Origin of the sequence: Thalassospira sp. HJ (assembly GCF_000948415.1) — a bacterium.
GTDB lineage: Bacteria > Pseudomonadota > Alphaproteobacteria > Rhodospirillales > Thalassospiraceae > Thalassospira.
The window spans coordinates 25,004-37,753 of sequence record NZ_JYII01000012.1 but is presented as its reverse complement, the minus strand read 5'-3'; the positions used below and the strand labels follow the sequence as shown (position 1 = coordinate 37,753).

At 55.6% G+C, this 12,750-nt stretch carries 11 protein-coding genes; 4 read left to right on the top strand and 7 right to left on the bottom strand.

Features of this window, described 5'->3' with window-relative positions:
- Positions 1-75 precede the first annotated feature (75 nt).
- Both UF64_RS08960 and UF64_RS08955 read right to left on the bottom strand, forming a co-directional pair.
- A complete protein-coding gene (locus UF64_RS08960; protein WP_044828298.1) occupies positions 76-1,011 on the bottom strand; it encodes a sulfurtransferase in 936 nt (311 codons plus the stop codon).
- Between the two features lie 154 nt (positions 1,012-1,165).
- Positions 1,166-1,912 (bottom strand): TetR/AcrR family transcriptional regulator, encoded by a 747-nt coding sequence (locus UF64_RS08955; RefSeq protein ID WP_044828297.1) that lies wholly within the window; start codon positions 1,910-1,912, stop codon positions 1,166-1,168.
- A gap of 200 nt (positions 1,913-2,112) precedes the next feature.
- On the opposite strand from UF64_RS08955, the gene UF64_RS08950 reads away from it, so the two are divergent.
- Both UF64_RS08950 and argE read left to right on the top strand, forming a co-directional pair.
- Positions 2,113-2,880, top strand: coding sequence for an NAD kinase (locus tag UF64_RS08950; protein ID WP_040824675.1), 768 nt, complete (start codon positions 2,113-2,115; stop codon positions 2,878-2,880).
- Positions 2,877-4,055, top strand: a complete 1,179-nt coding sequence (gene argE, locus UF64_RS08945) for an acetylornithine deacetylase (protein ID WP_044828296.1) — start codon at positions 2,877-2,879, stop codon at positions 4,053-4,055. The genes UF64_RS08950 and argE overlap by 4 nt, the downstream gene beginning before the upstream one ends.
- A gap of 67 nt (positions 4,056-4,122) precedes the next feature.
- On the opposite strand, the gene UF64_RS08940 is transcribed toward argE, so the two are convergent.
- From UF64_RS08940 to UF64_RS08920, 5 genes are all read right to left on the bottom strand, one after another.
- Positions 4,123-4,701 carry a hypothetical protein gene (locus UF64_RS08940; protein ID WP_152630651.1) on the bottom strand — a complete coding sequence of 193 codons (579 nt, stop codon included), beginning with the start codon at positions 4,699-4,701 and terminating at the stop codon, positions 4,123-4,125.
- Positions 4,702-4,901: 200 nt separating this feature from the next.
- The gene (locus UF64_RS08935; protein ID WP_044828294.1) at positions 4,902-5,450 is read right to left on the bottom strand and encodes a sarcosine oxidase subunit gamma family protein; all 549 of its coding nucleotides are present in this window, start codon (positions 5,448-5,450) and stop codon (positions 4,902-4,904) included.
- A complete protein-coding gene (locus UF64_RS08930) occupies positions 5,443-8,418 on the bottom strand; it encodes a sarcosine oxidase subunit alpha family protein (RefSeq protein ID WP_044828293.1) in 2,976 nt (991 codons plus the stop codon). The genes UF64_RS08935 and UF64_RS08930 overlap by 8 nt, the downstream gene beginning before the upstream one ends.
- Positions 8,415-8,693, bottom strand: coding sequence for a sarcosine oxidase subunit delta (locus UF64_RS08925; RefSeq protein ID WP_044828292.1), 279 nt, complete (start codon positions 8,691-8,693; stop codon positions 8,415-8,417). The genes UF64_RS08930 and UF64_RS08925 overlap by 4 nt, the downstream gene beginning before the upstream one ends.
- 12 nt (positions 8,694-8,705) lie before the next feature.
- Positions 8,706-9,956 (bottom strand): sarcosine oxidase subunit beta family protein, encoded by a 1,251-nt coding sequence (locus tag UF64_RS08920; protein WP_044828908.1) that lies wholly within the window; start codon positions 9,954-9,956, stop codon positions 8,706-8,708.
- A 141-nt stretch (positions 9,957-10,097) separates the two neighbouring features.
- Between UF64_RS08920 and UF64_RS08915 the strand changes: the two genes are divergently transcribed.
- Entirely contained in the window at positions 10,098-11,108 is a 1,011-nt protein-coding gene (locus UF64_RS08915; protein WP_200892660.1) for a GlxA family transcriptional regulator, read from the top strand.
- Positions 11,109-11,401: 293 nt separating this feature from the next.
- The gene (locus tag UF64_RS08910; protein ID WP_008892022.1) at positions 11,402-12,748 is read left to right on the top strand and encodes an ammonium transporter; all 1,347 of its coding nucleotides are present in this window, start codon (positions 11,402-11,404) and stop codon (positions 12,746-12,748) included.
- The last annotated feature ends 2 nt before the right edge of the window (positions 12,749-12,750 follow it).

The window sequence follows — 12,750 nt, the reverse complement described above, 5'->3', positions numbered from 1 at the left end:
GAAATCAGATACTTAAATGAAAACGGAACCGGTCGCCCGGTTCCGTCCAAAATGTTCGAAGCTGTCAGGAGCCGATCAGGAGCCCGGGGTTTCCGGGATCACCATTTCACGGTTCGGGTCAGCCGCCCATTCGGTCAGGGAACCATCATACATGGCTGTGTTCTTGTTGCCCATCACTTCGGAAAGACCGAACCATGCAACCGATGCCCAATGACCGGTATTGCAATAGGTGATTTCCTTGGCGTCAGAAGAAACGCCAGCATCCGCAACAAGCCCCTCGATCACGTCAGCAGCAACAAAGGCGCCATCCTGATCGCTATAGAATTTCGACTGCGGGATGTTTTTCGCACCCGGAACGGCACCCGGGCGGGCAACCACGCCGCTTTTGGCCTGACCGGTGAACTGAGCAACCGGGCGGGCATCAACAAGCTCGACACCTTCGGCGCGTGCCTTGGCAACGTCATCGGCAGTTGCCAGAAGTTCAGGACGGAAATCGGCATTGAATGCGACCGCACTCGGTGCGACCGTATCGGTCGAGACTTCCTTGCCAGCAGCGAGCCAAGCGCGCTGACCACCATCAAGGATGGTAACGGCGTCATGGCCAAGAACCTTGAAGGTCCAGTAAACACGGGTGGCAGAACCAAAGTCCGAGCTGTTCACACCGGCCGGCACCACAACAACCTGTTTGTCATTGTCGATGCCAAGCGCACCGATGCGCTGGGAAATCACATCAACTGGCGGCAGCATGCCAACCACGTCATTGACCTTTGCACGCCAGCCGAACTTGCCATAAGGCGCATAAACCGCACCCGGAATGTGGCCAGCCTCATACGGGCTGCCTTCCTTGGTCAACGAACGGATATCGACAACGACCAGCGACGGGTTATCAAGATTTTCCGAAACCCAGTTGGCATCGACCAGCGGCTGTTCGGTCAGGCGTTCCGCCTGCGCAGCACTGCCGGCAAAGGCAAAAGTGACTGCCGCAACGGCAGAAAGGATAAGGGAACGCATGGGACTGTCTCCAATGATCAATTCATCATGATTTTGTGCATTATACCTAATTGAACAGAAATAAATGTCAATAGATTCATTAATACACTATTTTTATGTTTTATTTGATTATGGAACAGCTGATTTCGGGCTATGCATCTCGAAAAAATGATTTTCAGGGACGGAGATTATTCAAATAGCGGGCAAATTCACGCGCAAATGAATCCTGGGTTTCCTGATTGCGCAAGGCCGGCGGGCGTGTAAGGAACCCGTGCAAGGTGGCAATGACGAATTCGGCGACGGCCGATGGTTCGATATCGGTGCGCACGGTTTTATTAAATTGCGCCTTGCCGATATGCGAAGCCAACCCGCGCCGCCAATAGCGATAAACACCATCAATACGCTTGCGCAGGTTTTCATCAAGCTCACCCGCCCCCGATGCCAAACGCGCAAGCGGGCATCCGCCAGCCAACAGGTCCGGGGCATTTTCTCCGCCCAGTCGATCGACCTGCCCCATCAAGACCGGCAGGATATCATCCGCCCCTTCAAGACCATCGAGCCAGACTTCATCAACATAGCCCGGCAGGCATTCCTCGATCACGGCATTGACCAGCTTGACCTTGCCCGAAAAGTGATGATAAAGCGCGCCCTTCGTACAGCCGCTTTGCTCAAGAATATTACTGATCGAAGCTCCGCCAAAACCGGCACGCCTGATTTCACTAAAGGCGGCATCCAGAAGTTTCTGGCGGGTAGCGTCCGGATTACGGACCCGTTTGGGGACCAGTGCGGTTTCCGACGCGGCTTCAAGCGAACCATCAAACTCCATGCTTTCGCCGACTTCCAAAACGTCATCGTCATGATTTTCATCAGGACGTGAAATACGCGCAAGGGCGGCAGAGAAGCTGAAAGGTTCTTTTGACATTGAGCCGTTCTGTTTTTGATTTGAACCGGACGTAAATATCAGGTTCCACTGTTTTTTTCGTGACGTCAATAATACTGCAGTTCAATCGAAACCTCTGTATAGGGGGCTTGATCATGCAGCCCTTGCAATTCAGATCAAAGCGTACTCTATTGTTCGCCCATGCCCTTTTGGGCGCGCCTCAAATATCTGTTGGATCGTAGATGCAGCTTGATTCCATCGCCTTCGTTGCAGCCGAAACCAAGATCGCACAGGATGCGATGTACCGGCTAAAACACAGATACGGCCATATCGCGCCAGACAAGGCCGATGTGATTGTGGCCCTTGGCGGCGACGGGTTCATGCTTGAAACCCTGCACCGCTATATGGGCCGCAAGGTGCCGATCTATGGCATGAACCGGGGCACGGTTGGCTTCCTGATGAATGAATTCCGGGAAATGAACCTGACTGACCGCATTGCCGAAGCGCAAACCGTCGAACTTCATCCGCTTCAGATGGAAGCCCACACCGTTTCGGGCGAAAGCCTGTGTGCGCTTGCCATCAACGAAGTCTCGCTTCTGCGTGAAACCCGTCAGGCGGCAAAGCTTCGCATCAAGGTCGATGGCGTTGAACGCCTGGCCGAACTTGTTTGTGATGGTGCGCTTGTTTGTACGCCTGCGGGCAGCACGGCCTATAACCTGTCGGCACATGGTCCGATCCTGCCGATGGGAAGCGGGTTGTTAGCGCTAACACCGATCAGCCCGTTTCGTCCGCGCCGCTGGCGCGGCGCACTTTTGCCCCATGGCGCAGAAGTCGTGTTCCAGATCGAGAACCCCGAAAAACGTCCGGTTTCTGCCGTGGCCGACTATACCGAGGTTCGCGATGTCTCCAGCGTGAAAATCCGCGAAGATCGCAGCATGAAAATCAAGCTGCTGTTCGATCCGGAACACAATCTTGAAGAACGTATCCTCAAGGAACAATTCGTCGAATGACCACCACCGCTCTTGCCCCGTCCAAAGATACCATTGAATGGTGCCGCAAACTGATCCGTCACCAGTCCGTCAGCATGACGCCAAATCTGGCGTTGATTGACGAGGTGAAGGCATTTCTTGACGGGCTCGGTTATGACACGCTGGTGGTCCGCGATCCGACAGATACCAAGGCCAACCTTTATGCCACCATCGGCCCGAAGGTTGATGGCGGTGTAATCCTGTCAGGTCATAGCGATGTGGTCCCGACCGAAGGCCAGAACTGGGCATCCGACCCGTACGAAATCGATATTCGCGACGACAAGATGTTTGGTCGTGGTGCGTGTGACATGAAGGGCTTTCTGGCCTGCCTGCTGGCCAAGGCGGAAACCTTCAAGAACGCCAATCTGCGCGTCCCGATCCATCTCGCCTTTACCTATGACGAGGAAGTCGGGTGTCTTGGTGTGCCAAGCCTGGTTGAGGCGATCAATAACCTGCCGCACAAACCGGCCATGTGCATTGTTGGTGAACCGACCGAGATGAAGGTGATTACCCAGCACAAGGGCAAGTTTTCCGCCCGTGCACATTTCACAGGCCGTTCGGGCCATTCATCCCTTCCCGCCGAAGGTGTCAATGCCGTCGAATTTGCATCCGAATTCGTTGTCTATTTGCGCAAGCTTGGCCGCAAATGCCGCGAAGAAGGTCCGCATGATGACGAGTTCGTGCCAAACCACACCACCTTCCATACCGGTGTGATCAAGGGCGGTACGCAGCTCAACATCATTCCGCAGAACTGCTTTGTCGATTTCGAATTCCGCAATCTGCCCAATGATGACCGCGAGGCATTGAAGGCGCAGATTTACGATTACATCGAAAACACCCTGCAGCCCGAAATGCGCGAGATCTATGACGATGTCGGCATCGAGGTTGAAGTCATTTCCGATATGCCGGGCCTTGCCACCGGCGATGACGAGGAAGTCACCAAACTCGTCATGGCGCTCACGGGTGCCAACACCACCGGCAAGGTCAGCTTCGGGACAGAAGCCGGTGCGTTCTCGGCCCTTGGCGATATTCCGACGGTGGTCTGCGGCCCGGGCAATATCGAACAGGCCCACAAACCCGACGAATTCATCGAGCTTGATCAGTTGGAGCGCTGTGAAGTGTTCCTCGACAAGCTACTGGCTGTGCTGGTCAAGTAACTAACACTTATCAATCCACATAACAGCGGCGTCTAAAACCGTGACCAATTCTTCTACCAGGTCTAGATCATAAGCCACGAAGGTGCGGCCTTAGTTTTGCCCATAGTGTCGTTGGCGTTGCGACGAGCAAGGGGATCTGCTTCAGGATTACACCCGCCTGCTTAGGAAGTCGCTTTTCGATAGTTAGAAAGACGTCACAATCAGTTGCCGCTGCTTCGATAAGCAACTTCCGGTCCTTCTCACTAATGTTCCCCAAAGCACGCCCCTCCAAAAGCTCAGCCATCGCAGTTGCTGTTGCAGAAGGCGGACTGTCTAGTAGGCACGCATTCGTATGAGCGAAAACATCTCGAGCATAGCGGCTTCGCTCAAAAACCCCTGCCGCATCAATTTCAGCAAGTGAGGCCGGAGACACAATCCAATCGAAATGTGCTCTATTGTTGAAGGCAAATATAGCACGCAGACATCTAAGAATGTCCTCGCCATCAGGGCGCTTAATGACTTGAGGTACATATTTAGAGCTATAATCTTCAAGCTTCGGCAGCGAGTCCTCGCCGAATACATATCCGCCACAGTCAGCGATAGCTTGGAAAGTTCCGGTATCAAGGTATATCCGGCTGGGAATGATGTCATCAGGCGAGAACGACATTATAAAAGGCTCCGGACACTCATTCTCCAACATATCGATATTAGTCGCTCTCACAGGGGTTCTTTAGAACACGCGAGTGCATCAACGCGGTATCGTTTCTTGCATACCTTAAACGAATTCAAATCACATATCAGCTTGTCTTCATTAATCGGATATGTCGACCTTGTCGCGGGATAAGGTTGCATCGAACAAGCACTGCCTTAACCCGTTAAGAACTCGGCCGCCATGTGCTGCAACTCATCCCAGAGACTGCCGGCAAAGCTGCGCAGAACAATCAGCTCGAAACTGTCATCCTCGACGCGGGTGATCATTGCACCAATATGCCCGATCTGCGACATGGCCGACTGACCGATAGCAAACAGATCAGTGGAAAGATCGACCATGGTACCCTTGGCCAGAACCGTGCGCGATGACGGCCCGGACAACACCATGCGCAACCGCCCGTGTGTCTGATCGACCAGCGCGAACGTATCCGTTAGTGCTGCCTGAATCTCCGCCAGCCTGACATCGGAAACGGCAATGCTTCCAACCCAGAACCACTGACCGGGGGACGATTTCCGTACATCGTCGCCAAGCTCCGGGGCAACCTTGGCAAGCGCCTGCCTCAGGGCCGCCTCATCGCTTTTGGCGTCACCCAGCACATGAAAAACAAACCCGTCCTTGACCGGAGCAAGATTGATCGAGGCACCCGCGCCCGACGCATCAGGGTGCGGGAATGCGCAACGGTTGTTTAATGGATAATCACGCATGGAGCTTCTCATTTTCCGGATCAACAAAGGCAGGATCGCACAGAATGCCGGTGACAGTCGTTCCGGCCAGGCCATTCCAGATAACAACCTCTTCGCCATGGCGGCTGGGGCCATTTTTCACCAGCGCCAAACCAATCGCATGACCCAATGTCGGCGAATGACACATCGACGTGACATAGCCCTGATCATTGGCAAGGCTGACGGGATCACCGGGCTTCAATATATGTGATCCGGTGGCGAACTTGTCAGACGCTGATTTCGGCTTGATGCCGACCAGCGTCGGGCGGTTTGGATCGACTAGCCCTTCGCGCAGGTTCATGACCCGTCCGATGAAATCATCCTTCTTGGCTGAGACCATCTTGCCCATGCCGAGGTCGGCTGGCGTGACGGTGCCGTTGATTTCGGCGTGGGTGACATGGCCCTTTTCAATCCGCATGACGCCAAGTGCCTCGGTGCCATAGGGAACAATGCCGAATTCTTCGCCAGCCGTCATGATCGCATCGGCAACGCTGTCGCCATATCCTGCGGGCACTGCGATTTCATAGGCCAACTCGCCAGAGAACGAGATTCGGAACAACCGCCCCTTAAGCCGTCCACCAAACATCGAGACTTCGCGTGCGGCAAGGAACGGGAATGCCTCGTTCGAGAGGTCCTCATCTATGATCTTGGCGAGCACATCACGCGACTTCGGCCCGGCAATCGCCATTTGCGCCCACTGATCGGTTGCTGATGCCAGACGAACATCAAGCTCCGGCCACAACACTTGCGCGCAGAATTCAAGATGGGTCAGAACGCCAGCCGCAAGAGCCGTCGTCGTCGTCATGAAATAGTGGTTTTCGCCAAGACAGCTTGTCGTGCCGTCATCATACACAAAGCCATCCTCGCGCAGCATGATGCCATAGCGCGCCTTGCCGATTGGCAGTTTGAGGAAGGCATTGCAATAAACACGGTTCAGGAACTCTGCCGCATCGGCGCCGAAAATCTCGATCTTGCCAAGGGTGGAAACATCACAGATGCCGACCTTGGTTCTGACCGTGTTGACTTCGCGATCAACGCTGTCGCGCCAGAAGGTTTCGCCGTCCTTCGGGAACCAGCTGGAGCGATACCAAAGCCCGGTTTCAACGAACCTCGCACCATGGCGCTCTGCCCAGCCATGCAGCGGTGATTTGCGGATGGGCTGGAATTCCATACCCTTGGACGCACCGACAAGCGCGCCAAATGACACCGGCGTATAGAACGGGCGGAAGGTCGTGGTGCCGATTTCGCCCGGCGAGACACCCTTGTTTTCGGCGAGAATACCAATGGCGTTTACGTTCGATGTCTTGCCCTGATCGGTTGCCATACCGTTGGTGGTATAGCGTTTCGCAAGCTCGACATGATCATACCCTTCGCGCATGGCGAGCGTTATGTCAGATGCTGCGACGTCGTTCTGGAAATCAACAAACGCCTTGCCCTTGGTCGAGGAAACCGACCAGACCGGCTGGACATGGTCGACTGTTGCGTCACCTTGCGCCACACCCGGAAGTGTTGCCGCGTCGCCCATCACGCCAAGCTCGGCCAAGGCCTTGACGGCCGCCGCACCACCGGCGGCAAAGCAATCGACAATACCGATCTTCCCGGCCACCGCCCCGCAAGGCGTCATGCCATCGGTATTTTCCGGTGGCATGAAACCAACATGTTCATCCGACCAGGCAGGCTTGCCACCGCGATGGCAGGCGAGATGGACAATCGGGCTATAGCCGCCTGATACGGCAAGCGCATCAACCGCAATGACTTCATCTCGGCCATCATCATGGCGCACCGTGATCGATTTGATTGCCTTGCGCCCCGCGGTATCACGCACCATCGCCCCGGCGATCATGCGCGCCTTGCCGTCATAACGAATGTTCGGGCAGGTACGCGGGTCGATAATCGCGGCGACCTCGACCCCGCGCGCCTCAAGATCCATCGCCGTCTGATAGGCCTGATTGTTATTGGCAAACAAAGCCACACGTTTGCCCGGTGCCACGCCATAAGCATTAAGGTAGGTCCGCATGGCACCTGCCATCATCACACCCGGGCGATCATTGCCGCCAAAGACAATCGGACGTTCTTCTGCGCCGGTCGCTAAAACCACCTGGCGCGCGACAATGCGCCACAAGCGTTCCATCGCAAGGTGCGGATTGATCGCGCCTTCCGGCAGATGCTTTTGCACCCGCTCGACCGCGGCAAACACCTGATCATCATAGGCGGCGAAAACAGTGGTGCGTTTCTTGATCTCGACGTTGGGCAGCGCATGCAATTCGCCGACAATATCAGCAAGCACCGCATCGGCCGGTTTGCCGCCAATCGGGCTTCCCTCGGCAAGCAAGCCGCCGCCCAGTTGCGCGCCTTCATCGGCAATGATCACGCGTGCCCCGGCCCGCCCGGCGGTTAAGGCTGCCGCCAAACCAGCCGCCCCTGCCCCGATCACCAGAAGATCACAATGCGCCCAGCATTTTTCGTAATAGCCGGGATCGGGATCATAGCTTGCCCGGCCCAGCCCCGCCGCCTTGCGGATCAGCGGTTCATAGACCTTTTCCCAAAAGGCTGCCGGCCACATGAATGTCTTGTAATAGAACCCGGCACCCAGAAGCGGCCCCAGCAATCCATTGGCCGCGCCAATATCAAAATTGACATTCGGCCAGCAGTTCTGTGACCTGGCTTCAAGCCCGTCAAACAGCTCCGCCATGGTCGCACGGGTATTGGGATCACGCCGCCCGTCCCGCCCGATGGTCAGAAGGGCATTGGGTTCAGCTGCACCAGCCGTCAGGATGCCGCGCGGACGGTGATATTTGAAACTGCGCCCAACCAGTTGCCGGCCATTGGCCAGAAGGGCGGATGCCACCGTATCCCCGCCAAAGCCACTAAGCGCTTCGCCATTAAAGCTGAAGCGGCGCACATCATTGCGGTCAATCAGCGTACCGCCATCAATCCGGAAACCGGTCATGCTGCGCCCCCTGTTTTGAGCGTGCTAGCGTCAACCACCTCGGACGTTTCATGGGTCAGGGTATTGCGGCTGAGTACCAGCCAGCGACGACAGCCGCCGGAATGATGCCAATATTCGCGATGCTCCCCGCGCGGGTTGTCGCGCAGATAAACATGATCGAACCATACGGCTTCCTCTGCACCGGCGTCTGGGCGCGGGGTTGCGACTTCGCCGCGAACCGTGAATTCCTCTTTCGGGCGCAGACCGCAATGAGGACATTTGACAAGACTACTCATTTCCAAATTTCCTCAATGCAGGTTGGCCTGGGCGCCAACGCCCTTTTCATCCAGAAGATAACCGCGCGCAAAGCGGTCCATGCGAAACGCAGTTGCGGTTTCATGCGGCGTATCGGTTGCAAGCAAATGCGCAAAGCAGTAACCCGATGCCGGGGTTGCCTTGAACCCGCCATAGCACCAGCCGCCATTGAAATAGAGGTTTGAGAGATGGGTGCGATCCATGATCGGCGATCCATCCATGCTCATATCCATGATCCCGCCCCAGCTGCGCAGGATGCGCACCCGCGACAATGCCGGGATCATTGCCATGCCGGCCTCGGCCACATGTTCGACATTGGCGAGGTTGCCGCGCTGGGCGTAGGAGTTATAGCCTTCGATATCCCCGCCAAACACGAGGCCACCCTTGTCGGACTGCGACACATAAAAATGCCCCGCGCCAAAGGTCACCACTGTATCGATAAACGGTTTCAAACCCTCGGAGACAAAAGCCTGCAAAGCATGGCTTTCAATCGGCAGGCGCATATCGACCATTTTCGCGACATGGCTTGAACTGCCAGCCACCGCCATGGCGAGCTTGTTGCATTTGATCGCACCGCGCGTGGTTTGAACCCCGGTGATCTGATCACCATCGCGATCAATGCCAGTGACTTCGCAATTCTGGATGATATCAACGCCGTTCTGATCGGCCCCGCGGGCAAAGCCCCAGGCGACGGCGTCATGGCGTACCGTACCGCCGCGGGCCTGCATTAGGCCGCCCATGATCGGGAAGCGGGCATTTTCATAGTCCAGAAACGGCAGCTTTTCACGCAGCTGATCGCGATTAAGAAGTTCCGCATCGACGCCATGCAGACGCATGGCATTGCCGCGCCTTGTATAGGCATCGCGCTGGGCATCGGAATGGAACAGATTGATCACGCCGCGCTGGGAGACCATGGCATTGAAATTGAAATCCTGCTCAAGGCCTTCCCACAGCTTCATCGAAAATTCGTAGAACGGGTTGTTGCCTTCCAGCAGGTAGTTGGATCGAATGATCGTGGTGTTGCGCCCGATATTGCCTGACCCGAGATAACCCTTTTCAAGCACGGCGACATTGCGCACGCCATACACTTTTGACAGGTAATAGGCGGTTGCCAATCCATGCCCGCCGCCACCGATGATGATCACATCATAATGGGGTTTCGGGTCCGGATTGCGCCATGCCGGCTTCCAGTTCTTGTTCTTGGAAAACGCATTGCCAAGCAATGACAGGGCTGAATAACGCATCATCGATCTTTCGCTGTTGCCCAAAGCGGGTATCACCAATCTTGACAGAGGCGCAAATTACAGCTTGTCTATTAAAGACATTGAATAACACAAATGCGACATCTAATTATAATTGTCGCGCATCGCAGGGCATTGGCCATCATGACATCAGAAACCCAATCAGCTGCCTCATCCGCCCCGCGCGCCGGACAGATCGGCAGCAAACCGGTTCCGGCCACGCAGAATATCGGCTTCATGCTGCTGCCTGACTTTGCCTTGATGTCTTATGCCTCGGCGATCGAGCCGCTGCGGGCGGCCAACCTTCTGGCCGGGCAGCCGATCTACAAGGTTCTGAATTATTCGGCGACCGGTGGAAATGTCCTGTCCTCATCCGGGACCATGGTGCCGACCACCCCGCTTGCGCAGGCGCCGACCAACCTGCATACCCTGTTTGTCTGTGCGGGCGGTCATCCGTCGCAATGGCAGGCACCAGGCATGCTCGGCAATTTGCGCAAATTGGCGCGCTGGGGCGTACGGATGGGGGGCATTTCAAGCGGGGCCTATGTTTTGGCGGCCGCAGGGCTTCTTGCGCAGCGGCAATTCACCATTCACTGGGAACATGCCCCGGCCCTGATCGAAGCTTTTCCGGATCTCGACCCCGAACGTGCGCGCTTTGTCATCGACGGCGATCGCATCACATGCGGCGGCGGCGTCGCCCCGCTTGACATGATGCATGCGATGATTGCTGAAAACCTTGGGTCGGACTTTGCCACAAGGGTATCGGACTGGTATCTGCATACCCAGGTCGGGCAATCGGGCGGGCCGCAGCGGGCATCGCTTGCCGAACGCTATAACCTGCATCATCCGGCATTGCTTCGGGTTCTTGAAAAGATGGAAACCACCATCGAGGATCCCAAAACCCGCGATGAAATGGCCCGTTTCGCACGGCTTTCAACCCGCCAGCTTGATCGCCTGTTTGATCAGCATCTGGGCAAATCGTTCCTGGAAACCTATCGGCAGGTACGGCTTGAACATGCGCGCAAGCTTCTGACGCAAAGTGCGCTGACCATTTCCGAGATCGCCTTTGCCACCGGCTTTTCCAACAGCAGCCATTTTTCGCGTAGCTACAAAACCGTTTACGGTGTGAAGCCAAGCGCGGCACGCGGCATCTGACACCGCCCCAAATCCCCGGAACCTATCCAACCGAAGGATGCATATCCCCACACGAGAAATCGACAGAATCGGCACAACTCCGCGAATCTGCATAATTGATATGCAGTTATTTGCGACGTCTATTTTTTACTCAAAACCCAGTGCATTTGAATTTGTAATTTTCTAAACTTCTGTTTTTATTATATTTTTTGCGTCGCACAACAAAAAACACATTAGAACTTGTTCACTATAGGGAATTGATTTTTAATAGAAGGAATGTCCATCGGGGGGCATTATGTGATGGAGAGACTAAAATGGAACAATCCGTACCAGAGTTGATGGCAAGGCTGGACAGCCTTGAAGCATCGCTCAGCATGGCAACGACCATCAATTCCGAAGTATTCTATTGGTGGTGTACTGCACTGATGCTTGCAATTCATGCTGGCTTCCTTGCGTACGAAATGGGTGCATCGCGTGCAAAGAACGCGCTGGCATCCGGCATGAAAAACCTGATCGCTTTCGCATTCCTGATCCCGGCCTTCTATTATATCGGCTGGTGGATCTATCTTGCGTTCCCGACGGGCTTCACCATTTCCGACGGTTCCGAGGCTGGCCTGCCCTGGAGCGAATATATGGGTCCGAACCTGACCGATAACGCGTCGGGCATCTTCTATGCGGCCTTCACGCTGTTCGCAGCAACCACCGCCTCGATCATGTCGGGCTCGGTGATCGAACGTATCCGTATTTCCGGCTTCACCATCCTCGCTCTTTTCCTGGGCGCGGTTGTCTGGGTCTTCGGCGCATCCTGGGGCTGGCACCCGGATGGCTGGCTCACCACCGAGTGGGGCCTGCATGACGTTGGTGCGGCGGGTGCCGTTCACACCATCGCTGGTTTCTTCACCCTTGGTGTTCTGATCAACCTTGGTCCGCGTATCGGTCGCTTTAATGCCGATGGTACGGTCAACAACATCGACGGTCACAACATGCCGATGTCGCTGATTGGCCTGATGCTCATCGTTATGGGCTTCTTCGGCTTCCTTGGCGGTTGCATCATCTATACCGGCGACACCTGGATGACCATTTACAACACCCCGGCAACCCTGTCGGCATTCGCATTCAACACCCTGATGGGCGTTGCAGGCGGCATGATCGGTGCGTATCTGGTGACCCGTGATCCGTTCTGGATGATGTCCGGTGCCCTGATCGGTGTGATCTCTTCTGCTCCGGCACTTGACCTGTACTATCCGGGTCTTGCCTTCCTGATCAGCTTCGGCGGCGGTTGTGTCATGCCGAAACTCAACGACATCCTCGTCGAAAAATTCAAAATCGACGATGCGGTTGGTGCAGTTGCTGTTCACGGCTTTGGCGGTGTCTGGGGTCTGGTTATGGCTGGTATCTTCGCTTCTGGTTACCAGAACGTTGCCGGTCCGGAGATCTCGTTCGTTGGTCAGCTTTCAAGTGCTGTCGTCTTCATGATCCTTGGCTTCGCACCGGGTTACGTTCTGTCCCTGGTTCTGAAGGTTGTTGGTCTGCTGCGCGTTTCTGAAAACGCTGAGCTGGCCGGCCTCGACAAGGCTGAAGTTCCGGTAAGCGCATATCCGGAAAGCTCTGTTCCGGCTGCGTTCACCAACGATCCGACTTCGCCGACCCCGGCTGAGTAAGT